Origin of the sequence: Acidovorax sp. SUPP2539, assembly GCF_030158975.1 — a bacterium.
Taxonomy (GTDB): Bacteria; Pseudomonadota; Gammaproteobacteria; order Burkholderiales; family Burkholderiaceae_C; genus Paracidovorax.
In genome coordinates this window covers 307,316-331,867 of record NZ_BQXJ01000005.1, presented here as the reverse complement: position 1 = coordinate 331,867, position 24,552 = coordinate 307,316, and the positions used below count along the sequence as shown (strand labels likewise).

The 24,552-nt window shown below is 68.9% G+C and carries 24 protein-coding genes; 9 read left to right on the top strand and 15 right to left on the bottom strand.

Annotation, left to right across the window (positions count from 1 at the left end; translation table 11 throughout):
• The first annotated feature begins 187 nt into the window (after positions 1 to 187).
• Positions 188 to 1,807 (top strand): methyl-accepting chemotaxis protein, encoded by a 1,620-nt coding sequence (locus AVTE2539_RS19250; RefSeq protein ID WP_284413087.1) that lies wholly within the window; start codon positions 188 to 190, stop codon positions 1,805 to 1,807.
• 130 nt (positions 1,808 to 1,937) lie between these two features.
• On the opposite strand, the gene AVTE2539_RS19245 is transcribed toward AVTE2539_RS19250, so the two are convergent.
• Entirely contained in the window at positions 1,938 to 2,807 is an 870-nt protein-coding gene (locus AVTE2539_RS19245) for a LysR family transcriptional regulator (protein ID WP_284413084.1), read from the bottom strand.
• A gap of 95 nt (positions 2,808 to 2,902) precedes the next feature.
• On the opposite strand from AVTE2539_RS19245, the gene AVTE2539_RS19240 reads away from it, so the two are divergent.
• Entirely contained in the window at positions 2,903 to 3,829 is a 927-nt protein-coding gene (locus AVTE2539_RS19240) for a DMT family transporter (protein ID WP_284413082.1), read from the top strand.
• A 97-nt stretch (positions 3,830 to 3,926) separates the two neighbouring features.
• Here the strand turns inward: AVTE2539_RS19240 and AVTE2539_RS19235 are convergent, their stop codons facing one another.
• Positions 3,927 to 4,385 (bottom strand): tautomerase family protein, encoded by a 459-nt coding sequence (locus AVTE2539_RS19235; RefSeq protein ID WP_284413080.1) that lies wholly within the window; start codon positions 4,383 to 4,385, stop codon positions 3,927 to 3,929.
• 94 nt (positions 4,386 to 4,479) lie between these two features.
• Here AVTE2539_RS19235 and AVTE2539_RS19230 point away from each other — a divergent pair, with 94 nt between their 5' ends.
• Entirely contained in the window at positions 4,480 to 5,460 is a 981-nt protein-coding gene (locus AVTE2539_RS19230; RefSeq protein WP_284413078.1) for a GlxA family transcriptional regulator, read from the top strand.
• 16 nt (positions 5,461 to 5,476) lie between these two features.
• Here the strand turns inward: AVTE2539_RS19230 and AVTE2539_RS19225 are convergent, their stop codons facing one another.
• From AVTE2539_RS19225 to AVTE2539_RS19205, 5 genes are all read right to left on the bottom strand, one after another.
• Positions 5,477 to 5,884 (bottom strand): GFA family protein, encoded by a 408-nt coding sequence (locus AVTE2539_RS19225; RefSeq protein WP_284402811.1) that lies wholly within the window; start codon positions 5,882 to 5,884, stop codon positions 5,477 to 5,479.
• Between the two features lie 36 nt (positions 5,885 to 5,920).
• Complete coding sequence (locus AVTE2539_RS19220) at positions 5,921 to 6,289, bottom strand: VOC family protein (RefSeq protein WP_284413076.1); 369 nt, start codon at positions 6,287 to 6,289, stop codon at positions 5,921 to 5,923.
• A gap of 164 nt (positions 6,290 to 6,453) precedes the next feature.
• The gene (locus AVTE2539_RS19215; protein WP_284413074.1) at positions 6,454 to 6,909 is read right to left on the bottom strand and encodes a hypothetical protein; all 456 of its coding nucleotides are present in this window, start codon (positions 6,907 to 6,909) and stop codon (positions 6,454 to 6,456) included.
• A 156-nt stretch (positions 6,910 to 7,065) separates the two neighbouring features.
• Entirely contained in the window at positions 7,066 to 7,668 is a 603-nt protein-coding gene (locus tag AVTE2539_RS19210; protein ID WP_284413071.1) for an isochorismatase family protein, read from the bottom strand.
• A 124-nt stretch (positions 7,669 to 7,792) separates the two neighbouring features.
• A complete protein-coding gene (locus AVTE2539_RS19205; RefSeq protein WP_284413069.1) occupies positions 7,793 to 8,899 on the bottom strand; it encodes a PQQ-dependent sugar dehydrogenase in 1,107 nt (368 codons plus the stop codon).
• Between the two features lie 259 nt (positions 8,900 to 9,158).
• Between AVTE2539_RS19205 and AVTE2539_RS19200 the strand changes: the two genes are divergently transcribed.
• Positions 9,159 to 9,710, top strand: coding sequence for a C40 family peptidase (locus tag AVTE2539_RS19200; RefSeq protein ID WP_284413254.1), 552 nt, complete (start codon positions 9,159 to 9,161; stop codon positions 9,708 to 9,710).
• Positions 9,711 to 9,760: 50 nt separating this feature from the next.
• Here AVTE2539_RS19200 and AVTE2539_RS19195 read toward each other — a convergent pair whose 3' ends face one another.
• Positions 9,761 to 10,117 (bottom strand): hypothetical protein, encoded by a 357-nt coding sequence (locus AVTE2539_RS19195; protein WP_284413067.1) that lies wholly within the window; start codon positions 10,115 to 10,117, stop codon positions 9,761 to 9,763.
• A gap of 312 nt (positions 10,118 to 10,429) precedes the next feature.
• On the opposite strand from AVTE2539_RS19195, the gene AVTE2539_RS19190 reads away from it, so the two are divergent.
• The 5 genes from AVTE2539_RS19190 (at position 10,430) to AVTE2539_RS19170 (ending at position 15,617) form a co-directional block, all read left to right on the top strand.
• Positions 10,430 to 10,681, top strand: a complete 252-nt coding sequence (locus tag AVTE2539_RS19190; RefSeq protein WP_284413065.1) for a GlsB/YeaQ/YmgE family stress response membrane protein — start codon at positions 10,430 to 10,432, stop codon at positions 10,679 to 10,681.
• A gap of 14 nt (positions 10,682 to 10,695) precedes the next feature.
• A complete protein-coding gene (locus AVTE2539_RS19185; protein ID WP_284404097.1) occupies positions 10,696 to 11,217 on the top strand; it encodes a hypothetical protein in 522 nt (173 codons plus the stop codon).
• A gap of 60 nt (positions 11,218 to 11,277) precedes the next feature.
• Positions 11,278 to 14,109 carry a DEAD/DEAH box helicase gene (locus AVTE2539_RS19180; protein ID WP_284413063.1) on the top strand — a complete coding sequence of 944 codons (2,832 nt, stop codon included), beginning with the start codon at positions 11,278 to 11,280 and terminating at the stop codon, positions 14,107 to 14,109.
• A gap of 131 nt (positions 14,110 to 14,240) precedes the next feature.
• Positions 14,241 to 14,738 carry an EVE domain-containing protein gene (locus AVTE2539_RS19175; protein ID WP_284413060.1) on the top strand — a complete coding sequence of 166 codons (498 nt, stop codon included), beginning with the start codon at positions 14,241 to 14,243 and terminating at the stop codon, positions 14,736 to 14,738.
• Between the two features lie 120 nt (positions 14,739 to 14,858).
• Complete coding sequence (locus AVTE2539_RS19170) at positions 14,859 to 15,617, top strand: hypothetical protein (protein ID WP_284413058.1); 759 nt, start codon at positions 14,859 to 14,861, stop codon at positions 15,615 to 15,617.
• A gap of 50 nt (positions 15,618 to 15,667) precedes the next feature.
• On the opposite strand, the gene AVTE2539_RS19165 is transcribed toward AVTE2539_RS19170, so the two are convergent.
• From AVTE2539_RS19165 to AVTE2539_RS19135, 7 genes are all read right to left on the bottom strand, one after another.
• Positions 15,668 to 16,534 (bottom strand): alpha/beta hydrolase, encoded by an 867-nt coding sequence (locus AVTE2539_RS19165; protein WP_284413056.1) that lies wholly within the window; start codon positions 16,532 to 16,534, stop codon positions 15,668 to 15,670.
• Positions 16,535 to 16,561: 27 nt separating this feature from the next.
• On the bottom strand, positions 16,562 to 16,867 hold the full coding sequence (locus tag AVTE2539_RS19160; RefSeq protein WP_284413054.1) for a DUF3649 domain-containing protein: 306 nt from the start codon (positions 16,865 to 16,867) through the stop codon (positions 16,562 to 16,564).
• Positions 16,864 to 18,513 carry a PepSY-associated TM helix domain-containing protein gene (locus AVTE2539_RS19155; protein WP_284413052.1) on the bottom strand — a complete coding sequence of 550 codons (1,650 nt, stop codon included), beginning with the start codon at positions 18,511 to 18,513 and terminating at the stop codon, positions 16,864 to 16,866. Before AVTE2539_RS19155 ends, AVTE2539_RS19160 begins: the two co-directional genes overlap by 4 nt.
• A 46-nt stretch (positions 18,514 to 18,559) precedes the next feature.
• Positions 18,560 to 21,004: a TonB-dependent siderophore receptor gene (locus AVTE2539_RS19150; RefSeq protein WP_284413050.1), complete on the bottom strand. Its 2,445-nt coding sequence runs from the start codon at positions 21,002 to 21,004 to the stop codon at positions 18,560 to 18,562.
• Positions 21,005 to 21,165: 161 nt separating this feature from the next.
• A complete protein-coding gene (locus tag AVTE2539_RS19145) occupies positions 21,166 to 22,248 on the bottom strand; it encodes a FecR family protein (protein WP_284413048.1) in 1,083 nt (360 codons plus the stop codon).
• Positions 22,249 to 22,329: 81 nt separating this feature from the next.
• Entirely contained in the window at positions 22,330 to 22,908 is a 579-nt protein-coding gene (locus tag AVTE2539_RS19140) for a sigma-70 family RNA polymerase sigma factor (RefSeq protein WP_284413043.1), read from the bottom strand.
• 154 nt (positions 22,909 to 23,062) lie between these two features.
• Positions 23,063 to 24,529, bottom strand: coding sequence for a short-chain fatty acyl-CoA regulator family protein (locus tag AVTE2539_RS19135; RefSeq protein ID WP_284413041.1), 1,467 nt, complete (start codon positions 24,527 to 24,529; stop codon positions 23,063 to 23,065).
• Positions 24,530 to 24,552: the final 23 nt, after the last annotated feature.

Genomic DNA, 24,552 nt, shown 5'->3' with positions numbered 1-24,552 from the left:
CCACGCGCCCCGCCCACTGTCGCAATGGAGCGAATTCCGCCATGCGAGGCGCCATGCTCTCGTTTGCCCTCCCCACCTTGGCGCACGGCCCACCTACACTTTGAAACATCGGGCAAGGGCGTCCACCCCAGTTACCCGAGGCCCCATTTCCCATTTCCTCTGGCTCAGCGTCCTGGAAGGCACCTTCATGACATCCACCCGTTTCACCATCGGCCGCCGCCTGGCACTCGTGCTCGGCACCATCCTGGTGCTGTTCCTGGTCAGTTGCCTGTACGGCATCGTCCAGCTCCGGGCCGTCACGCAAGAGATGAACACCATGCTCAACACGTCGCTGGCGAAGGAGCGGGCTGCCAGCGACTGGTATCGCAACATCACCAACGGCGCGCAGCGCGTGGCCGCCATCGCCAAGAGCAGCGATCCCTCGCTGGCGGACTTCTTCGCCGCCACCGCGGCCGAGTCGAGCAAGCAGTCGTCGGCGCTGCAGCAGCAGATCGAAAAGATGCTGGACAGCGACGCCGAGAGGGCGCTGTTCGCGCAGATCGGAGAGAACCGCAAGGCGTACCTTTCCACCCGCGACGAGGTGTCGCGCCTCAAGAAGGAAGGCAATGCCGAGGCCACGGCCCGGGCATTCTCCGAACGCTACGAGCCAGCGTCCGTCAACCTGCAAAAGACCATGGCCAGGATGGCCGACCTGCAACGCAGCGAACTGGACGCGGCGGGCGAACGCATCCGCGCGGCCAGCCAGGCCGCCACCGGCTTGCTGACGGCCTTGTGCGTGGGCTCGCTGCTGCTGGCGGCGCTGCTGGCCTGGCGCCTGACGGTCAGCATCACGCGGCCGCTGGCCGAAGCGCGCCAGGTGGCCGAGCAGATCGCGGCCATGGACCTCACCGGCCAGGACCACGGCCGCCACGCCACCGACGAAACCGGCATGCTGCTGCGCGCCCTGGCCTCCATGCGCGGTGCGCTCGAAGGCTCGCTGATGGAGGTACGCAACGTGGCCGACTCCATCGCCACCGCCACACGTGAGATCGCCACCGGCAACGCCGATCTGAGCCAGCGCACCGAACAGACTGCGAGCAACCTACAGGAAACCGCCAGTTCCATGGAAGAGCTGACCGCCACCGTGCGCCAGTCGGCCGACTCCGCCGCCACCGCCAACAAGCTTGCCAGCTCGGCTGCCGAAGTGGCCGCGCGCGGTGGGCAGGTGGTGACCCAGGTCGTCTCCACCATGGACGAGATCAACCAGAGCTCGCGCAAGATCAGCGACATCATCGGCGTGATCGACGGCATCGCCTTCCAGACCAACATCCTGGCGCTGAATGCCGCCGTCGAGGCCGCACGGGCCGGCGAGCAGGGCCGCGGCTTCGCGGTGGTGGCCAGCGAGGTGCGCAGCCTGGCCGGCCGCTCGGCCGACGCGGCCAAGGAGATCAAGGCCCTCATCGGCAACTCGGTCGAGAAGGTCGCGGCAGGCTCGCGCCTGGTGCAGGACGCCGGCACGACCATGGAAGAGATCGTGAACAGCGTGCAGCGCGTGAGCGACATCATCGGAGAGATCACCGCCGCCACCTCCGAGCAGTCGGACGGCATCCGCCAGGTGAACACCGCCGTCAACCAGCTCGACCAGATGACCCAGCAGAATGCGGCCCTGGTGGAGGAATCCGCAGCCGCCGCGGAAAGCCTGAACGACCAGGCCAGCCGCCTGGCGGCGACGGTGGCGCGGTTCCGGCTCAATGCGATGGGCAGCGTGGGCGTGGCGCGCGGGGCGCTTGGTTCGCCCTCGGGGGCTGGCGTGCCGCGGCTTCAATGAGAGCGCGCTGGGGCCGTTTCAATCGGCGCACGAATCGCTCGGCTGGCGATGGATCGCATGGCAAGGGAATGTCGGCCTCCTCGCGGTGACGACACCCTTGCCGACACCGCACGCCATCCAGGCGCCGGGCCTAGGGCCTGGCCAGCGTTTTCAGTAGCTGCTCTTGCATGGCGTCCACTGCCGCCGAGTGCCTGGATGCCTTGCTGCGCAGCGCGGCCACTTCCATGGAAATCAAGGGGGGCAGCTCGAATCCCGCGGGCAGGTTCTGCAATACCTGGAGATGGGCAGGCACGCTGCAGCGGGTAAAGACCGCGACGGCAAGGCCGCTTTCCACCGCAGCCAGTTGTCCTGCCAGACTCGAGCTGTGGTACACGACGCGGTAGGCACGGCGATGGGCCGCGAGGCTGGACAGCGCCGCGGTCCTGGCCATGCTGCCTTCCTCGTAGACGGCAATGGGCAGCGGGGTCTTGCGCCACACCTCATGCTGCGCAGCGCCGGCCCAGACCAAGGGCTCCTGAAAGAGAAGCCGGCCCCGTTGCGGCTTGTCGCGGGACACGAGCGCCAGGTCCAATTCACCCCGCACGACCTTGGGAATGAGCGCAGTGGATTGCTCGCAGGTCAGCTCGATCTCCACCCCCAGGTAGCGGCCCGCGAAGCTGCGCAACACCGGCGTCAGGTAGGTCGATGCATAGTCATCGGGAACGCCGAGTCGCACGCGTCCGGACAAGTCCGGCCCGAAAAGCGCCGTCTGTGCCTCCGTCTGAAGGGCCAGCATGCGGCGCGCATAGCCCAGCAGCTCGGCGCCCGCCGGCGTCAGTTGCAGATGGCGAGGCCCGCGCAGCAGCACCGGCCGTTCCAAGGCGGCCTCCAGTTTCTTGATTTGCATGCTCACGGCCGCCTGGGAGCGGTGAACCAGGGGTGCTGCCGCCGAGAGCGATCCCGCATCCACCACCGCCACAAAGGCGCGCAGCCAGTCGATTTGCAGATCGGGATAAGTCATTGAATGCTTTCGATGCTTGTTGAATTCGATTGTCGAATATCAGGCTATCGAACTATTTGCTTTACGGCAATCCGCCGCGGCATGAGCATCGGGGCATGGACCACAAGCCTTCCGCCACGTTGCAACCATCGCGCCCCATTGAGGTCGGCGCTTGCGCCAAGCGGGAAGCGCAGGGCCAATGGCTGATGATCGCCGGGGGTGTGCTGCTGGGCACCGTCGGCGTGTTCGTCGAAGAGGCGAATCAACACCCTTTGGTGACCGTGCTGTTTCGCTGCGCATTCGGAGCGTTGGCGTTGCTGGCATGGGGCATGGCAACCGGCCGAATGAGAGAGCTTCGCCTGCGCGGTCGCAGCGGATGGACCGTCTGCGCGACGGGCTGCCTGATGGTCGTGAACTGGGCGCTGTTCTTTGCCGCCATACCGCGGACGTCGATTGCCGTCGCGACGGTGGTCTTTCACATTCAGCCGGTTTGGATCATGGTGTTCGGTGCGCTGGTGCTCCGCGAGCATGTCACTGCAGCACAGAAAATCGCAACCGCCGTGGCATTGGGCGGTCTGGTCTTGACGACCGGCCTGTGGGGCAGTGGCTCCGCGGCCGGCGCATCGGGGGTGGACTATCTGACGGGTTTGCTGATGTGCCTGGGCGGATCGCTCAGCTATGCGGGCGTGACGATCATCGCCAAGACAGAGAAGGTCGTCACCCCGTTCGCGCTGGCGTGGTGGCAGTGCGCGGTGGGAACGCTGGTGCTGCTATGGGTTCCATGGGCACATGGTTGGCCCTCGGACGTCGCCGCATGGGCCTGGCTGGCCGGACTGGGCGTGCTGCATACCGGTCTGGCCTATGCCATTTTGTTCACGGCAATGGCCTGCCTGACTCTGGGCAGGGTCGCTGTGCTGCAGTATGTCTATCCATTGACGGCAGTGCTGCTGGATTGGGCGGTCTACGGCCGGATGCTGAGCGCGACCCAACTGGCAGGCGTCGGCCTGATGGCGCTGGCGCTCTTTGTCATCAAGACCCGATAGCCCGGCCACACGACTTGGAACGGAAGGCGCGCCGGCATGCCGCTCCAAGAATCCTCTCGCGGAGATGTCTCAGGGCCGACTTCCGCCGACACGCCCGTCAGAGGCCATTCACCAAGCCTTGGAGATGGATGAACCCGGCAGCCTTTGCGAACTGCGGCAATGTCCAGACCGCGCCATTGGCGCCCCAAGCGCCATCGGCGACTTCATGCAGAACCACCGAACTCGCGAGCGGGCGTGTGTCTTCCGGTGGCAACGCATGTTTGAACGCATCGTGTAGTTCGCGCACATAGAGTGCGCGGGAAGCGTCATCGAGTACGCCCGCAGGCACATGGACTATGGCCACGCAGGGCAGCAACTGCGACGTCAAGTCGGCGCCGCCGCAGGTCCACGAACCAGGGTCGATTTCGTCGATCAGGACCCAGCAGAGCATGCGCCTGTGCGGGTGATCTGGAATCTGTTCGGCCCGTGCTGCGGCAGCGTTGATTCCGCGCACGAGTGCAGCGCGGGCCTCCCCTGCGTAGGAGCCCTTGGGAAGGTGGACGAGTATGTTGGGCATGGCAGATCGCAATGAGTGGAATAGGCCGCCATTCCATCCTTTCGACCGCTAAACTGCGAGTGTCTATTCAGACATCTTTCCAGCGAAATCAGCCATGCAGGATTTCACCATTCTTGTAGTGCCGGGCGCCTACGCTACCAGCGTCGCAGTCACTCAGAACATGCTCCAGGCGACTGCGGCATTGGCGCCGCGGCTGAAGCTGCCGCAACCACGATGGCGCGTGGTGTCGCCAGATGGTGGGCCCGTGCCGCTCAGTGGCGGGCTGGTGATCGAAACGGTGCGGATGCCCATGCGCGCATCTGCAGACGCCTCGACCTGGATCGTGCCGGGGCTTGGCGTGGAGAGCCCCTTGGATATGGTGAGCCGCTTCTCCAATCAGGCTTGCGTCAAGGCCGCTTCGAGCTTGAGAAGGCATGTCGAAGGCGGCGGCCCCGTTGCAGCTTCGTGTTCCGGCGTTTTCCTTTTGCAGACGGCTGGCCTTTTGCAGGGACGGCGCGCCACGACTTCATGGTGGCTGGCGTCGGAGCTTCGCAGGCTTCAGCCCGACTGCGAGGTGGACGCGGATCGCATGGTTGTCAGCGACGGCCTCGTGACCACCGCAGGCGCTGCATTCGCTCACTCCGATCTCATGCTCCACCTGCTTCGGGCGCGCTGCTCCCCTGGCTTGGCGGACGCCGTGGGCAAGGTGCTGTTGATCGACGGCCGACAAGCCCAATCGCGATTCGTGGTGCCGTCCATGCTTGCCAACGGAAACGAGTTGATCGGGCGGCTGACTCAATTCATCGAATCTGCGTTGCCCAACCCACCCACCATCGGGGAACTGGCGGATGCTTTCGCCATGTCCCATCGCACCCTGTCGCGACATGTCCACGCGGCGACTGGGCAGGGCCCGTTGGCATTGATTCAGGCGGTTCGCTTGAACCGGGCACGCCTGTTGATCGAGAACAGCCGCATGTCGGTCGAGCAAGTTGCACAGGAGGTGGGATACGGCGACGCGACCGCACTTCGGCGTTTGGTGCGGCAGGCCACAGGGGTCAATCCCAGCGCCTTTCGCAGCGGCGCCACCTGGCGCTAGCCATCACCGCCAACTTTCATGGCTGCCCGTCGAACGACTCCACACTGTCTGGCAGGCCCACCCAATCGTGACGACGCCGTGTCCAAATCTGGCGCTGCGGGGTGCCCAGTTCCTGCCGTTGCTTCAAAGTGCCGATCCGCAACGAGTAGGACTGCGGATTCTCGAGCGCACAGGCATACAGCGAACTCCCGCAGACTTCGCAAAACGCAAGCAGGCGCTGGTTGCCGCTGGCGGCCGTCTTGGTGTAGGTGCGGGGCTGCCCCTTGATCAGCCGGAAACCGTCTGCCGGCGCGGCGATGTTTGCCCGGAAGGCGGAGCCGGATTGGGCTTGGCAGTCCGCGCAGTGGCAGACCGTCGTGGTGCCGGGCTGTACCTGCGCTTCGTATTCGATGGCGCCGCAGTAGCAGCTCCCTTCAACCTTCATCGTTGGCTCCTTCGACCGTGGTGTTGGCATGCGCCTTCAATCCTGCGGTAGATGGCACACCGCTTCCACGTTGTGGCCATCCGGCCCGATGACGAAGGCAGCGTAATAGTGCGGGTGGTAATGCAGGCGCAGTCCTGGGGGGCCATTGTCCTGGCCCCCGGCTTCGACGGCCGCACGATGGAACGCGTCGACCTGGCGCCGGCTTTCTGCCGTGAACGCCAAGTGCAGCGGGCTCGGCCGGTCCCCGGCATCGTAGATCCAGAGCGAGGGTTTGCCGTTCTTGCCCAGGCCCGCCCCGTGCGGCCCCTTCATGGCGACGCCGATCCCCAGGGGCGCCAGGGCGCGCAAGAAGAAAGACGCACTGGCCTCGCTGTCGCTGGCGCGGATACCGATGTGGTCGAACATGAGAACTCCCATTCGGGGATGTGAGGGTGGAGGCCGGCCCTTACGGCCCCGTTTCCGCCAAGCCCGCCCACGCCGGTTGTAGCGGCTGGCTTGCCAATCTGCATTGCGGCAGATCAATTCACGCCGAAGTGCAGGACCCGGCCGCCACAGCGGTCACCCTCGCCTCAACGGATCTTGTACAGCACCGCCGCCCCGGGCCTGGGTTCGAAGGCCGGCACGGTGCGTTGTTTCAGGGGGGCGCCCTTGGCATCCCAGACCAGCGTCTCCACCGGGTACTCGTCCTTGCGGGTCATGGCGCCGATCTGCTGAACGATCACGGCCGAAGCAGCCGCCACTTCCGGGTTCCATGCGAACACACCGACCCTGCCGTAGAACACGGCCGGTGCGTCGGCATCGAGGCGACGGTCCGGGCACATCACCAGGCCGCGGTCCCGCATGACCCGCAATGCGCCGACGGGCACGGCCTTGACCGTGGGTGTGGTGCGCTCGGTGCTGTGGCCAGGGCAGACATTGGCTGAGCGGGTCACCATGTCTTCGGCCACTTGCCGGTCGGACTGCGCGAATGTAGTTAGGGTCGCACCAGACAGGGCGAGCAAAGCGAAAGCGCACTTCCAATGCATGGTGAAAACTCCTTATGGGGTAAAACTCCAAACCTTGCAGCAGCCCCGGAGGGGACGGCCGCCAAGGACGCGATCAGATCCTATCAACCCGGTCACCGGGCGCTGCCCAGGGATGGGACAGGGGCAGGCTCGCCTGGCCGCGCCCCCAACCCAGGCTCACTTCACCAGCGCCAGCAAATCCTTGAAGGCCGGGTGTTCCGCCGTGCGCGCCCATTCGAAGATGACCATCTCCGTCGTGACCAGTTCGGCGCCCGCGCCGGCCAGGCGGTCGAAGGCGGCGTCGCGGTTGCGCTCGGTGCGCGAGCCGCAGGCGTCGGTCACCACGCACACGTCGAATCCGTCCTCCAGCAGGTCCAGCGCCGTCTGCAGCAGGCACACGTGGGCTTCGCAGCCGGCGATGACGATGGCGCCGGGCTCTTCGGCCGTGGGCTGGGGTTTCTGCAGGTGCTTGGGCAGGCTGCGGGCGTTGCCGGCAGGCGGCTTGGGCTCGGGGCGCAACCATTCGCCCAGGCCTTCCTCGGCGGCGCTGAAATGCATCTTGGCCAGGGTCTTGCGGCACAGCGCACGCAGCGCCGGGTCGTTGGGCCCGAGGCGCGATGGGTTTTGCTCGGCACCCCAGACCGGCACCTCCATCAACTGGGCCGCCCGGGCCAGGCGCAGCGCGTTGGCCAGCACGGCCGGGCCTTCGAAAATGGCGGGCATCAGGCGTTCCTGGTAATCGACCAGGACGAGTTGGGATTCGGAGGCGTCGAGCAGCATGGGCGGGGTGCGCTGGGCAAAAGGTGAAAGATGCGGGGATTGTCGCAGCCGTGCCTGGCGCAGGTTCCTTGGGACAGCACGACGGGGGTGGACCGGCTCCAGGGGCGCCCGATCCGCTGATCGGTCAGCGCGTCAGGCGCAGCAGCCGGCCCTGGGGGCCATCGGTCAGCAAATACAGCCAGCCGTCCGGACCCTGGCGCACGTCACGGATGCGTTCGGCCAGGCCGCCGAGCAGGTATTCGTCGCGCACCACCTTGCCGTTCGCCAGCTCCAGCCGATGCAGCCGGCTGAACTTGAGCGAGCCGATGAACAGGCTGCCCCGCCAATCGGCGCCGTAGCGGTCGCTGGTCAGAAAGGCCATGCCCGACGGCGCGATGGACGGCACCCAGTAGTGCAGCGGTGGCTCCATGCCCGCCTTGTGCGTCAGCCCTTCCCCGATCTTGCCGCCGCCATAGTTCTCGCCGTAAGTGACGACCGGCCAGCCGTAATTGCGGCCGGCCTGGGGCACGTTGATTTCATCGCCCCCTTGCGGGCCGTGCTCATGGATCCACAGCCGACCGTCCGGGGCAATGGTCGCGCCCTGCGGGTTCCGGTGGCCCCAACTCCAAATTTCGGGCAGCGCGCCGGCCCCGGTCGGGTTGCCCGGGCCCGGCGAACCATCGGGCTGCACATGGATGATCTTGCCCAGGTGGCCGTCGAGCTTCTGGGCGTCTTCCTTGCGGGTGGAGCGCTCGCCCACGGCCAGAAAGATCGATCCGTCCCGGGCCTGCGCGATGCGGCAGCCGAAGTGCAGCGAGCTTTGCACTTTGGGCCGTTGGCTGAAGATCAAGCGCACGTCGCTCAAGGCGGTTTCGCCAGGGGCCAGCACTGCGCTCGCCATGGCGGTGCTGTTGCCGGCCTCGCCCTGCGCCGCGGGCTCGGAGTAGCAAAAGAAGATGCGCCGGTTGCGCTCGAAGTCCGCGTCGGTGACCACATCGAGCAGGCCGCCCTGCCCGCCGAACACGACAGGCGGCAGGCCGGATATGGGCGGGTTGATGCGGCCATTGGCCTCCACCACCCGCAGGCGGCCCACACGCTCCGTCACCAGGAACCGCCCGCCCGGCAGGAACGCCACGGCCCAGGGATTGGACAGGTCCTGCGCCACCGTCACGGCATTGGCCTGGTTTTTGGCCGCCTGGGGGGCGACCGGGGTGGCAGTCTGGGCCCCCGCCGTTCCATGCGCGAGCGCCATGGCGGCTGTGCAGGATGTCAGCGCAACGCGCAGAAAACGATTCAAACGCACATATTTATCAAATTTCATGCGACGGAATTGGTGGATGAATGTAACGCCGTTATGCACTGTGCCTATGGGGCAGGCCCCCAATTTGCTTAGATCGCCGGTGACAAAGCATGCCACGCCCGCTGATTCATAGTCAAAAGCCATGAAGCCTGAACCTTTGCGACATTTTTTGCCAAAAGATGCCCGGAGACGCGTGTTACCCTCGCGCCCCATGTCTCGATGGATTTGCCTATTGTTGCTGGCCTGCGCCAGCGCCCACGCCGCCCCCAACAATGCGCCCTCTGATGATCTGGACCGTCTTGTCCGCGAGAAGACCATGCTCTCGCACCTGCAGGAAGCCCGGCACAACGTGCAGGACAAGGCCGGAGAAGTCGTCGCCACGGCCATGGGATTCCTCGGAGTTCCCTACCGCCGGGGGGGCAACGACGTCGAAACCGGTTTTGATTGCAGCGGCTTCATCCGCACGATCTACGGCAAGGCGGCTGGCCTCGTGCTCCCGCGTCGCGCCGACCAGCAAGCGGCCGCCACCGAGAAGATCGAGAAAAAAGACCTTCAACCGGGCGACCTCGTCTTTTTCAACACCATGCGCCGCGCCTTCAGCCATGTCGGCATGTACGTGGGTGACGGCAAGTTCATCCACTCGCCCCGCAGCGGTGCGGAAGTCCGCGTGGAAGACATGGGCGCGTCCTATTGGCAGCGCCGCTTCAACGGCGCCCGCCGTGTGAGCACCGACGACGCCGGCAAGGACGGCTCGGCCAACTGAGTGTTTCGGCAGGGTGCGCCGCGTGCGCATGGTGACTTCGCCTGAGGCCGTCAGGGCTTGATGACTGTCGTGGTTTCCGTGCTGCGAATGGGTTCGCCCACCACATTCACCGGACGGGCATCGGGATTGCGCAGCATTTCCTTGGCGGCAGCCATATCGGCCTGGTAACGGGCCCGGGCCTGTGATTCGCACGACTTGCGCGCGCCGGCTTCACCCGCCCGGCATTCTTCCAAAGCCACCTTCAAACCACCGCCCGCCTCGCGGATCGCGGTCTGGTAGCGTTGCGCGGGTGTGGTGTCCGGCCGTGCACCGCGCTCCAGCGATGCCTGATCGCTCTGGGCAAGGGCTGTCGAGGGCAGCATGGCACCCCCGGTGGCCGCGGCCAGCGCCAGCACGGTGGCGGACAAGACAGTGCGAGGGGATCGGATGGGCATGGCTTTCCTTTCTTTTCTTGTGGGAGAACCATGACCTTATCCAGCCGGGAATTCGCCGAGCGCGGGATTCACGCGCGTCGGCTTGTCGGCCGGCTCCCACAGCCGGCGCCCCAGGCTCTGCCGCGCTGGCCTGACGAGAGTGCACTGTCTTGGTGCGCACCGCCCTCATCCGGTTCTTTGTGAGAACCTGCATTCCGGGCCGGCGGCACAGTGCGCCTCGTCCGACATGGCGCCTTGCGGGCCGCCGGGTAGATTCGTCCTATCTCAATCAGAAAGTGCCTGCCCATGTTCTCCGTCCTCGGTGTTCTTCTCGTCGGTCTCGTGGTGGGCCTGCTCGCCCGTGCTCTCAAGCCGGGAGATGACAAGCTCGGCTGGATCATGACGGCGCTGCTCGGCGTGGCGGGGTCGTTCCTGGCCACCTACATCGGGCTCGCCATGGGCTGGTACCAGGAGGGCGAGCCGGCCGGCTGGATCGCCTCCATCCTGGGCGCGATGCTGCTGCTGGTGGTGTACGGCTTCTTCAAGAGCAAGAACTGAAAGGCGGCCGCCCTGTGGCGAAACGTGTTCCCAGCGCCTCGGCTCTCGCCGGCAACGACCCTGATCTGCTGGCAGCCGTGCAGCGCAGCCGCCGCCTGCTGCACCGGCGCGCACTGATGGCCGCCGCGGCGGGCACCGTGCCCATTCCGGGCCTCGATTGGGCGGTGGACGCGGCCTTGCTGTCCCGACTGGTGCCGCAGATCAATGCGGAGTTCGGCCTGACGCCCGAGCAGATCGACCGGCTCACGCCCCACAAGCGCGAGCAGGTACAGAAGGCGGTCGGCCTCGTCGGGTCGGCCTTGATCGGCAAGTTCGTCACCCGCGAGCTGGTGATCCGGGCCACCCAGGCCGTGGGCATGCGCCTCACGGCCAAGCAGGCGGCCAAATACGTGCCGCTGGCCGGCCAGGCCGTTGCGGCCGTGCTGGGCTACACCACGCTGCGCCTGCTCGGCGAGCAGCACCTGCGCGATTGCGTGGAAGTCGCCAAGGCGGCCCAACTCACCCTGCCGGCGCCAGGGGCCGATTCGAAGCGCTGAATCCGCCCCCGGCGGCCCCCGCATGCGAACGCGGCCGCTCGCCCGGCACAATGGCCGCCCATGCCGCCGCGCCCCTCCGCTGACTCCCCTCACGCCAAGCGCGCTTCCGTGACCTCAGATGCGCGGGAGCACGCCATCTGCGCCTGGGTCTCCGCGCTGCAGCGCCGGGCCGATGCCGCCACGCTGGCGCGGCTGCCCACCCTGTCCGATGCCGAGGCCGCGCAGGTCATGGCGCGCATGCGCGGCGATGCGCCCCGCGCCGCCGCCCCATCCGCCCCGCCGGCCCCGGCGGACGGCACCCTCGCCACGCCAGGCCGATTCCAGCCGCGCATCACGCTGCAGACGCTGGGCCGTGGCGACGGCCTGCTGGGCCTGCGACCCCACGGGCCGATCGGCCCGCGCGGCGACCAGGTCACGCTGGCCCGCATCGACTGGACCTACCGCACACCGGACGGCGCCGCCTGGGAAACGCCCGCCCCCACCTCGGTGCTCAACAGCCGCCCGCCGGCCGTGCAGGAACTGTACGACACCGGCGGCCCCGTGCTGCGCCTGCAGCGCGATGGGGCGGCCGAGGCGGACGCCATCGACCTCGTGCGCGACCTGGGCCTGCTGCCGGTGCCCGAAACGGCCTTGCAGTGGCGCGACCGTGCGGGTGCTCCCGTGCTGGGCCCTGTCTGGACGCTGCCGCAGGAGGCGGCCTTCGGCGACTTCTGGGCCGAGCAGGTGCCGCGCCTGCAGGCCCACGGCTGGGCAGTGTCGGTGCTGCCCGGCTTCGCGCACGAGAGCGTTCCCGTGCAGCGCTGGACGCTGCGCCTGGACCCCGACACCGGCGAGCTGCTGGGCAAGGACCTCGCCGGCCCGCTGGGCCCGCGCGAACGCCCAGTGCAAAAGCTGCATCTGCCCGAACGCGAAGGGGCGTGGCTGCTGAGCCTGGGCATCGAGGTGGACGGCGAAACGTTGGACTTGGCGCCCCTGCTGGCCGATCTGCTCCGGCGCGAGCCACGCTGGCTGAACGCCGCGCAGATGGCCGCCATTGACGATCACGCCACCGTCTCGCTGCGCGCGCCCGGCGGGCGGCGCATCGATGCGCCGGCGGCGCCGCTCAAGGCCATCGTCGGCGCGATGGTGGACCTGCTCACCGATCCGCTGCGCAACGCCGGCCGGCAGCGCCAGGACGGCAACCCGCTGCGCCTGGGCCCCTGGGAGATGCGGCGCATCGAGGCCCTGCGCGCCGGCCTGGTGCAGGTGCACCGCGTGGGCACGGTCAGCGGCTGGGACAACGGTTGGCAGCTGCAGGGCGATGCCGGCCTGGCCCATCTGGCGCGGCGGCTGAAGGCCATCGGCACGCCTGCGCCCGTGGCCGCGCCGGCCGGGCTGCAGGTGCCGCTGCGGCCGTACCAGCTCGACGGCCTCGCATGGCTGCAATACCTGCGCGCCCAAGGGCTGGGCGGCATCCTGGCCGACGACATGGGCCTGGGGAAAACCGCGCAGGCGCTGGCCCATGTCCTTACCGAAAAGGAAGCGGGCCGGCTGGCGCACCCTGCGCTGGTGGTGCTGCCCACCTCGCTCGTCTTCAACTGGCAAGCGGAGGCGCAGCGCATGGCCCCGGGGCTGCGCGTGCTCAGCCTGCACGGTGCGGACCGGCGCGAGCGCTTTGCCCGCATCGGCCAGCACGATCTGGTGCTGACGACCTACCCGCTGGTGTGGCGCGACATCGACGCGCTGGCCGCGCAGCCGTGGCACCTGCTGATCCTGGACGAGGCGCAGATGGTCAAGAACGCCGGCAGCCGCAGCGCCCGCGCCCTGCGGCGCCTGAACGCTCCGCATCTGCTTTGCCTGACCGGCACGCCGCTGGAGAACCACCTGGGCGAGCTGTGGGCGCAGTTCGACTTCCTCATGCCCGGCTTTCTGGGCGATGCGCGCAGCTTCTCCCAGCGCTGGCGCAAGCCCATCGAGGAGAACGGCGAAACCCTGCGGGCCGAGGTGCTGGCCCGGCGCGTGCGCCCGTTCATCCTGCGCCGCCGCAAGCAGGACGTGGCCACCGAACTGCCGCCGCGCACCGACGTCGTGCTGCGGCTGCCGCTGCAGGGCCGCCAGCGCGAGCTGTACGAGGCGGTGCGTGCTGCCGCCGACAAGCAGGTGCGCCGCGTGCTGCAGCGCCAGAGCTTCGACGGCGCGCAGATCACCCTGCTGGATGCGCTGCTCAAGCTGCGGCAGGTGTGCTGCGATCCGCGCCTGGTCAAGGGCAGCGAGGCCGCCCGGGCGCAGCCCGCCACCATGGAGCGCGCCAAGCTCGAATGGCTGGCCGACGCGCTGCCCGCCCTGGTCGCGCAAGGGCGCCGCGTGCTGGTGTTCTCGCAGTTCACCGAAATGCTCGCCCTGGTGGCCGAAACGCTGGAGGCGCTCGCCCTGCCCTTCCTCGCGCTGACCGGAGACACACCGCCCCGCGCGCGCGGCGCCGTGGTGCGGCGCTTCCAGGACCGCGGCGATGCGGGCGCGCCGCCCGTCCTGCTGGCCAGCCTCAAGGCCGGCGGCGTGGGCCTGAACCTGACCGCCGCCGACACGGTGATCCACCTCGACCCCTGGTGGAACCCCGCCGTGGAGGAGCAGGCCACCGCCCGTGCCCACCGCATCGGGCAGGACCAGCCGGTGTTCGTCTACAAGATCGTGGTGGAAGGCAGCATCGAGGAACGCATGCTGGAACTGCAGGCCCGCAAGCAGGCGCTGGCGCAGGGGGTGCTGGGGCACGACGCCGCGGGTGCGGCCAAGTTCAGCGAGGCGGACCTGAACGCCCTGCTCGCCCCCTTGTCGGAACCCAAGGACAACCCGCTGGCCATCCCGGCGCACGATGCGATCCGGTGGGGTGGCACGGGACCGGCGCGCATGCGGTGAATTCGCGACTAAGGGTGTTTTTGGCCCCATGCCATAGTGAATCATGTCCTCATTGCTATTAAATAAATAGCAAAACCCTCTGGCGGCAGGAAGGGCTCGATCCTTGCGCCGCATCCCGCCAGAATGGCGCCATGACGACGACTCCGCCCCCCGAACCCCGCTACTGGCTCATGAAGTCCGAGCCGCAGGAATGCTCCATCGACGACGCCCTGGCCGCCCCGGATGCCACCGTGCCCTGGACCGGCGTGCGCAACTACCAGGCGCGCAACTTCATGCGCGAAGGCATGCAGGTGGGCGACGGCGTGCTGTTCTATCACTCCAGTTGTCCGGAGCCGGGCATTGCCGGCCTGGCGCGCGTGGCCTCCGCCACCCGGCCGGACCCGACGCAGTTCGACCCCGAATCGCCCTACCACGACCCCAAATCCCGCCCGGACCAACCGCGGTGGCTGCTGCTGGACGTGCAGGCGCTGCGCAAGACCCGCCTGCTGCCCCTGGCCGAATTTCGCGCCCGGCCGGAGCTCGCCGGTCTGCAGGTGCTGCAAAAAGGCAGCCGCCTGTCCATCACGCCGGTCGATGCGGCGGACTGGAAGCGGGTCGTCGACGTGCTGGACGCGGCGCCACCCGCCTGAGCCGCGCCCTGCCGGGCAAACGGGTGCGGCCCGGCCACGGGCACAGCGCCTGGTGCCCGTGCCTATCATGGCCTGCCCTCCACTCTCCTTTCGCGGCGGCGCCAGCGCCCCGCGTCCGCCATGCGCAACATGCTCGACTTCAGTTCCTGGCACACCCTGCTCACCACCGCGTTGGGGCTGCTGCTGGCCTTGCTGCTCATGGTGGGCATCCGGCTCGTGTTCATGCAGACCATCCAGCGCCGCCGGGAGCGCGAAAACCGGCAGATCAACGAGCGGCTCAAGACCCTGATCGCCGCCTACAAGACCTTGGGCGGCTCGTTCACCGGGCAGTTGCAGGTGAGCCCGACGCACATGCGCGACCTGCGCCGGCCGGCTGGCAGCCCAACGTCATCGCTGGCTCCTGCGGAAGGCGATCCGGCCACCGGAGAAGGGGCGCTGGCACCGCCGACCAGCACCGAGCGCCAACGCCGCGTGCGCGACGCGGTGGAGGCCGCGCTGTCCGACGTGATCCTGCTGGGCACCGACGAGCAGGTGCAGCTTGCCGCCCAGGCCGCGCAGGACATGGTGGCCGGCCGCAGTATTGAAACGGCTCAGCTGGTGGTGTCGCTGCGGCAGTTCATTCGGGCGGCGCTGGACCTGGAGCCGATTGCACAGCACCTGCCGATTCCCGTGCAGGGGCCGCTGCGACCCGGTGGAAGAAGTGGCGCGGGCGCCCGGCGCGCCACTGCCAATGGTGGTGCGCGAGGGAGCGGAGGCGGCACCGGCGGTGGAATGGGGGCCGGAGGGAGCGGGGGCGGGATGGGAGTGGCGACCCACACGCCCGGTGGTGACCCGGCTGACAACGAAGGGCCCGCCACGCCGGCCGCCAGCGGGCGCTGAGGGGCTCGCCCACCCTTCACACACGAGTCCGCCCGGCACGGCGTACCGCCTCAGTCGCTATCGCGCAGGTGTTTCGCGAGGAACGCCGAAATCCGCGCCTCGTAGGCCGGCGGATCGAACGCATGCAGATCGACATGCGCCGCACCATCGACCACCCATAACGCCTTCGGATCGTCGGCCGCCACGTAGATGCGTCGGGTTTCCGCCAGGGGGGTGTGGCGGTCTTCCGATCCGGCAGCGATCAGCAGCGGCACGTGCAGCGACGGCAGGTCGGCGATGGGCCGCAGCTGATCCGCGGAAACGCCCAGCCGTACGGGAAGCTGCCACAGCAGCAGCGGCGTGAGCCACCGGCCCGCAGGCCCCAGGTACATCGCCAGGCGGTCGGAGACCGCGTCTTCGATCGTGGGGAACATCGACTCCAGCACGACGGCCTCCAGGGACACGTCAGGCCGGGACAGCACGAGCGACGCCGCCCCGAGCGATGCGCCGATCACGCCGATCTTCTCGTCGGGCAGCGCGTCGGACAGGTAGTCCAGGGCCGCCGCCACGCCTTGCGATTCGTTCCAGCCGAAGGTCACCCGGTCCCCGGCGCTCTCGCCATGGGCGGGCAGATCGATGAGCAGCACCGAATAGCCCAGGCGATGGAGAAACCGGGCCCGGCCCAGCATCTGCCGCCGGTCCGCGCCGATGCCATGCAAAAGCAGCACCGCCCCGGCCCCGGCATCGCCACGGACCAGCCAGCCCGCAAGGGACTGGCCCGTGACGGTATCGAACCGCACCGGGCTCGCGGGCAGATCGCCCGGGGCCGCGCCCACGGGCCGGTGGTGCGGCTGGCTCAGGACTTCGCCCGCACCGAGCCAAACCGCTAGGCACAAAAAGGCGGCAGCGAGTACCGCGAGGATTCTTCGACGTTGCATGGGCAGCGATGCTAGCGGCCCATGGGGTCACTGCCACCACCACAGCAGACCAACGCAGGGCGCTGCCGCCACGCCCAGGCCCAGCCAGGCCCGCGCCGCGCTGCGCGCGCAGAACACCCACAGCGCGATGGCCGCGTACACCGCGAAGCTGAGCAACGTCGCCAGCAGCACGCCATCTGCGCGGCTCCCTCCCCACAGGCGCGGCGCTGCCAGCGCCAGCACGGCGGCGAGCAGGGACGCCACGGCGTACCCCCCCGCGCACGCGGCCAGCACCCGGCTGGCAACGCCGAGCCGGCCGGTCGAACGCGTTGCTGGCCGAAGGGGGCGGCTCATCCCTGCACCCCGCCGCGCGGCGCAGGGTGCCGGGGGGCGCCCGGCACCGTCTTGCGCGCGCCGTGCCAGCCCTGCCCGGTGCGGTACGCGGCCCACGCCAGCGCCGCACCGCAGGCCAGCGCGACGATCTCCACGCCGGCGCGCTGTCCATCGCCCGCCAGGGCGTAGCGGCCCAGGTGCTGGCCGGTGGTCCAGGCGTTCAGCGCGGGCAGCGCCACGCACAGCGCCGCCGCCGCGCCCAGTTGCTCCACCCAGGCCCGGCGCGGCGGACGCAGCGCGGCGTGCAGCAGCGTGGCCAGCCAGACCGCCAGGAAGGCCCGGATCTCCCACAGCGCGCGGCCGGGCAGTTCGGCGGGCAGCAGGCGGTTGGCATGGAGGTAGCCGATGCAGGCCACCCCGATGCCTGCCACGGCCGCGACGTTCAGGGCCTCGACGGCGCGGTAGACGCCAGCCGTGGCACGGCCGAACTCGTTGCCGCAGGCGCGGCGCCGCTTCACGCTGAACAGCACGGTGCCGGTGGCCACCATCACGGTGCCGAGCAGCCCGCTGGCGAAGTACAGCCACTTCATCGGCCAGCCACCGAAGCGGGCGAAGTGCAGCGACTCCATCACGGCGTGCACCTGCTCCGAGGCGAAGGCGGCGTCGGGGTCTGGCCGGCGCAACTGCAGCACGGCGCCGCTCACGCCGTCGAACACCGCGGTGGCCACCGGATTCAGCAAGGCGCGGCGCTGGCCTGCGCCCGGCTCGGCTTCGCGGGGGCCGAGCACGCGCACCGTGGCATTCACATCGCCCGGCGCCTCGACCACCACCATGCGCGGTGGCTGGCCCGTCAGGTCGCGGGCCCTTTGCAGCAGCGGTGCCAGATCGTGCAAGTCCGCGGGCCGGCCCGTGCGGGGGCGGCGCAGCGCTTGGCCCTCGCCGTGGTGCAACTCGGCCTGGAACCGGGCATGGGCCGTCTCGCCGCTGCCGTAGGCCGCCTGCAGGGGCCAGGGCATGTACGAGGTGTAGAAGATCGCCAGCCCGGTGTAGACGATCATGAACAGGAAGGGCAGCGTCAGCACGGCGGTGGCGTTGTGGGCGTCCATCCACGAGCGCTGGCCCTTGCCCGGCCGGAACGTGAAGAAATCCTGAAAGATGCGCCGGTGCACGACCACGCCGGACACCAGCGCCACCAGCATGGCCATCGACACCCAGCCGACCACCCAGAAGCCGAGCGCGTTCCACTGCAGCATGTAGTGGAACGACATGAAGTGGCGCCCGCCTTCGGTCGCCCGGCCCCAGGGCAGGGGCAGCACGGCACCGGTCACCGGATGCAGCGCGGCCGTCTGGTTGGCACGGCCATCGCGCCACGCCAGCAGCAGGGCATCGCCCGGGCGCTGGGGCAGCTCGATGCGCCAAAAGCGCGCGCCGGGTGCCTGCGCGGCCAGGTGCCGCACGGCCTGGGCCAGCGCGTGTGACACGGCCTCCTGTGTGCCGGCCCCGGCGTCCGCCAGCACGGGCCGGGCCTCCATCCAGCGGGTGATCGGCTCCCGGAACACGCTGAGCGTGCCCGTGAGGAAGATGGCGCACAGCAGCCATCCGCAGACGAGCCCGCACCAGGTGTGCAGCCACGACATGGACTGGCGGAAGTTGCCGTTGCCTTTCATGCGGGCCCCATCCCTGGCCATTCGCTGCGCGATCGACTGCGCACGGTCAGAAGGCGCCGCGCAGGGTCAGCATCACGTTGCGGGGGTCGCCGTAGTAGCTGCCGTTGACCAGCGCGGTGACCGAGCTGTAGTAGCGCTTGTCGAAGACGTTGTTCACGTTCAGCGCCGCGGTCCAGTGGCGGTTGATCTGGTACTTGACCAGCGCATTCCACACCGCCCGCCCGCCGTTGGTGGCGCGCACGGCGCCGATCTGGCGGTAGCTGCCGCTTTGCGCATTGACGCCGCCCCCGAGGGTGATGGCGTTCAGCTCGCCCGGAAGCTGGTAGGTACTCCACAGGCGAAACAGGTGCTTGGGCGTGTAGCTGTTGAAGGACAGGCCCTGGCTGCTCACGTCCTTGAGGTACTTGGTCTGGTTGAAGGTGTAGCCGGCGAACAGGTTCCAGTGGCGCGCGACCTCGCCGCTCACCTCGGCATCCAGGCCCTGGCTGCGCACCTCGCCCGTGTCGGTGTAGCAGTAGTAGTCGCTGCGGCAGGTGGGGCTGGTGCTGAAGTCTTCCTGCGCGCGGTTCTTCTGGTCCACGCGGAACAGGGCGAACGAGGCATTCACCTTGCCGTCCATCAGCTCGCCTTTGAGGCCCGCTTCGTAATTGGCGCCCACCATGGGCTTGAGCAACTGGCCCGCCTCGTTCAGCTCGGACTGCGGCTTGAAGATGTCGGAATAGCTCACGTAGGCGGACCATTGCGGGTTGAGCGCGTAGATCAGCCCGGCATAGGGGTTGACCTTGGCGTTCTCGCGGCTGTGGGTGGCCGAGGTGGACGGCGCCGCCCCGGTGGTGACGGTGTCCCAGTCGGTGCGGAACCAGCTGACGCGCGCGCCGACCACCAGCTTGAGCGGGTCGGTCAGTTGCAGGCGCACCGCGTTGTAGAAGCCCAGTTGCCGGGCCTTGCCCTGCCGCGCCTCGCGGGTGCCGGTGTAGATCTCGGCGTCCGTGGGCTCGCGGAAGTCGGGGTTGTAGCTGTTCAGGCCGAAGATGTTGTAGTTGGTCCGAAAGCCGTAGATGGTGTCGTTCGTGGTGTGCGTGTAGTTGACCCCGCTCACCAGTTCGTGCCGCCGGCCGAAGGCGTCGAATTTTCCGGTCAGGTTCGCGTCGATGCCCGAGGTCTGGATGTCGGCGATGGACCGGGCCACGATGTTGGCGCTCTGCATCAGCGCCAGGTTGACCGCCCGGTTGACCCCGGCGTACTTCAGGTCGTGCTCTTCCTTGAGGTGCATCGCCGTGAACTGCAGCTTCCAGTCGTCGTTGAACTGGTGCGCCGCATCGAAGTACAGCCCGCGGTTGGACGACTCCTGCCGGTTCCAGGTGGCGCCCAGGTAGGTCGAGCGGGGCAGGTTCAGGTCGCCGCCGGTGGCGTAGCGCGGCAGGCCGTTCATGGAGGGGCGGCCCCGCGTTTCTTCGGAGCTGGCCCCGAAGTTGATGCGCGTGGCGGCCGAGACGTCGTATTCCAGCGTGCCGTATACGGTCGGGCTGCGGCGGTTCACGTAGTCCATGAACGAGTGGTGGTCTTCGTAGTCGATCAGCGCGCGGCCGCGCAGCGTGCCCTCTTCGTTCAGGACGCGGCTGGCGTCCAACTGCGCGCCGTAGCGGTCCCACGAGCCCACGCGGGCTTCCACCGTGGTGGCGTTGGTGCCGAGAGGACGCTTGCGCACCAGGTTGACCGCCCCGCCGGGGCTGCCTTCGCCCTGCAGCAGGCCGGCAGCGCCGCGCAGGACCTCGGCCCGGTCGATGATCGCCATGCTGGACGAATAGTTGCTCGCCCGCCCGTACATGCCGCGGTTGAGTGGCACCCCGTCGTACTGCACCGTGGTCAGGTCGTAGCCGCGCGAATAGATGTATTTGCCGCCCTGCGGGCTTTGCGCCAGCGTGATGCCGGTGGTGCTGGCGAGCGCGTCGTAGACCGAGGTGATGTTCTGCTCGTCCATCAGCTGACGCGTGACGACGCTGATCGACTGGGGAATGTCCTTGAGCGCCTGGGCGCCCTTGCCCACCGTGACGGCGCGCGTGGTGTACGAGCCCGTGTGCTCGGTCGCCACCGGGCGCTCGGCCTGGGCCGATACCGTCACGGGCGCGAGCGTGGCCGTGCCTGCGCCTTGCGGCACGCGGCGCACGACCACCGATGTGCCTTCGATCTCCGCGAACAGCCCGCTGCCCGCCAGCAGGCGGTCGAGGGCCTCGCGGGCGGTGAGGCGCCCTTGCACGGCCGGCGCCACCTTGCCCTCCACCAGTGCGGGCTGCACCATCAGCTCCAGGCGCGCCTGCCGCGCCAGCGCATCCAGGGCCTGGGCCAGGGGCTGGGCCGCGATGCGGATGTCCACCGGCACGGATGCCGCAGCCTGCGCACCGGCCCCCGGCTGGGCATGGGTGGGCAAGGCGCCCAGCGCCAGGGCGGCCGCCACGGCCAACGGGGCAGGATGGAAACGAAAACGGGACATGCGGACGATCTCCGGAAGGTTGGGAATAAGAAGCCTTCTCAGGTAGACGCATGGCTTGGCAAAACCCCAACCTGGGTTTTGCGCTTTTTTTCGAAAGGCGATTCAGTGGCTTGTCCCCGGGGTCGGACCGCACGTGCGCGCACGCCTGGCGCAAGGCCGGCTCAGTGCGCCCCGACGATTTCGGTGTGCGGCGCCTCACCCTGCAGGCGCACCGGCAGCACCTTGGGCAGCGCCTGCCGGAAGTTGTCCAGGCGGTGCGGGTCGAAGGTGCCGGTCATGCGCAGTTCGCCCACGGCCGCATCACGCACCACGAGGCCCGTCGGCCCGTAGCGCTCGAACTCCGCCAAAGCCTGCGCCAGCGGCACATCGTCGAAGGTGATGCGCCCGTCGCGCCAGGGGGCGACCCCGGCCGTCGCCACCGGGCCGACCGGCGCCATGCGGCCCGCGGCATCGGCCACCACCTGCTGCCCGGCGATGAGCACCACCGCGGCCGCGCCAGGCTGCCCGGGTGGGCTCACGGCGCCGCCGGCCGCCGCCACGCGCACCCGCCCCTCTTCCACGGCCACGCGCACGCCGTTGTCGCCGGGCACGCTGGCGGTGTGGCGCACGGAAAAACGCGTGCCCACCACCGTCACCTTCACGCCTCCGGCGAGGACATCGAACGGCCGGGCCACATCGCCCTGCACCTGGAACACGGCTTGCCCCTCGGGCAGGCGCACCTCGCGCCGCTGGCGGTACAGCGCCACCTCCACCCGCGTGGCGGTATCGAGCCGCAGGCGGCTGCCGTCGGGCAGTTGCACGTCCAACTGCTGGCCGCGTTCCGTCGAAAAGTTCTGCACGAAAACCGGCTGCTGCTGCCAGTGGTCCCAGGCCAGGTAGCTGCCGCCCCCGGCCATCAGCACGACCACCGCCGCCACGGCGGCCTGCGGCACCAGGGCCGACCAACCCTGCAGCCACGCCCTGCGCCCGGTGGGCGCCGGCGCGGGCTTGCGGTCCGCCTGGGCCTGCTCGGCCGCCAGCTGCCGCCGCAATTGCGCCACGCCGGCGGCAGGCAACTGGTCCAGCCGCTGCCAATCGGCCTGCCAGCGGGCGAATGCCGCCTGCCGGCTCGGGTGCCCGGCCAGCCAGGCCTGGAATTCGGCGTTCTGCTCGGCGCCCCGTGCCCGGTCCAGGCGCGCGAACCACGCCAGCGCCTCGGTATCGAGGTCGCTGGACGAGGGGGCCGCGCGGTGGGGATCGGTCATGGACATTTCAAAAGGGTACCTGGCAGTAGACGCACGGCGCGCCGCCATCCCAACCTTGCGGACCCAGGAATGGGCAGCGCGTCATCGCGGGCTTTCCGTTGGTGCGGGCTGTGCCGATGTGCGGGGCGTGCCCCCCAGCCGGTCCTGGCAGTCGCGGCAGGCCTGCATGCCCCGCTGGATGTGGCGCTCCACCATGGTCACCGAGATGCCCATGCGGCGCGCGATGTCCGCCTGGGCAAAGCCATCGAACTTGTGCAGGATGAACGCCTCGCGGCAGCGCAGCGGCAGGTCGCCGATGGCAGCCAGCAAAGCGTTCACGGTCTGGGAGGACATGGCCGCCACCTCGGGCTCGCAGGCCCGTGGGCCGGCCAAGGTCTGGGCGGCCTGCTCGAAGCCATCGTCTCCGTCCAGCGGGGCATGCTGGCCGCGCACCGCGTCGCGGCGGTGCTGGTCGATGACGAGGTTGCGCGCCGTGCGGTACAGAAACGCCCGGGGCTCCGCGATGGGCTCGCCCGACCGCTGCACGGCCAGCACCCGCGCATAGCTTTCCTGCGCCAGGTCGGCCGCCATCTCGCGATCCTGGACGGCCCCCTGCAGGAACCTCAGCAACTCTCGGTAATAGCGCGCGAACACGGAAATCTGAACCAGGGAATGGGCCATGCCCATCGACATGGCCAGACCCCGCGAACGCAGGATCGATGGCGCAAAAGGCAAGTGAAGGCCGCAGTATAGGAGATGTAGTAAATGAGATTCACTTCGAACTGCATGCGCCATGCTCGCCGATGCGCTCATCGGCCGGCGCTACGGAGCGCGGCTACCCACGGCCCGCCGTGTCCCCGGCCGGGTACGGGGTGAAGCGGCTTTCGTTCTCGCTCACATCCAGCGGCCGGCCCAGGAATGGGAAGGCCCGTTGCGGACAGCCGATGCGTTCGCACACCTTGCAGCCCATTCCGATGGGCGTTGCGATCTCGGGATCGTCCAGGTCCATGCCACGCGAATAGACCAGCCGGGGCGCATGGCGTATGTCGCAGCCCAGGGCCACCGCAAAGGTCTTGCTCGGCGCGCCGAAGCCGCCTTGGCCCGTGGAGACCGTCCGGGCGATCCAGAGGTAGCTGCGCCCGTCCGGCATGCGCGCCAGTTGCGGCAGGATCTTGCCGGGCTGCGAAAACGCCTCGTACACGTTCCACAGCGGACAGGTGCCACCCGTCTTCGAGAAATGGAAATGGGTGGCGGACTGGCGCTTGGAGATGTTGCCGGCCCGGTCCACGCGGATGAAGAAGAACGGCACGCCCGGCGCGCCGGGCCGCTGCAGCGTGCTGAGCCGGTGGCAGATGGTTTCGAAGCCCACGCCGAAGCGCCGCGCCAGGCGGTCGATGTCGTAGCGCGTGGTTTCGGCGGCCTGCAGAAACACGGCGTAGGGCAGCAGCAAGGCCCCTGCGAAGTAGTTGGCCAGGCCGATGCGCGCGAGTGCGCGCGCCTGCGGGTCGTGCCGGAATTCCGGCAGGTCCACCAGCGCATCGAGCAGCGTTGAATGCGCCAGCAGCGCCCACTGCGTGCCCAGCTGGAAGGCGAGCTGGCCGGGGTCGAGCGACGGGGACAGCCGCAGCACCTTGCTGCCCGGGTCGTAGCTGCGCAGGTGCGTGCCCATGTCGTCCTGTGAGGGCACGGTGCGCACGCCGTGCTGCTGTTGCAGGCGCCGCGCCAGCCAGTCGGACAGCAGACCGCCCTCGGCCTGCGCTTCGGCGGCCAACTGCTCGGCGGCGCGGTCGATGGAATCCAGGTAGTTCTGGTGCGAGAGGAAAAAGTCACGCACGCGCTCGAAGGCCATGGGCTGCGCGGGTGCAAGGGGGGCCTGGCCGTTGTCCGGCCCCCCTTCTTCCCCCCGGCCGTCGCCCAGGCGCACGGCGAGTGCCTCCAGCCGCTGCGTGGCTTCTAGGTGGCGCCGGTGCAGCGCCAGCAGCGCGCGGCCCACGGCCGGCATCTGCGAGGCAATCTCCCGAAGCTCCGGCAGCGCGACCGACTCGCCCCCGGGGTTGTCCGCCAGCGCCTCCTGCAGGCCCGCCACCATGCGCGCCTCTTCGTCTTCGGAGAACTGCTGCACGTCCACCCCGAGCGTGCGGCTGACCTTGAGCAACACGGCCACGGTGAGCGGCCGCTGGTTCTGCTCCAGCTGGTTCAGGTAGCTGGGCGACAGGCCCAGCGCCTGCGCCATGGCGATCTGCGACAGGCCACGCTCGGCGCGCAGCTTGCGCAGGCGCACCCCCATGAAGGTTTTCCTCATCGCGTCGCCCGCCACTCAGAAGA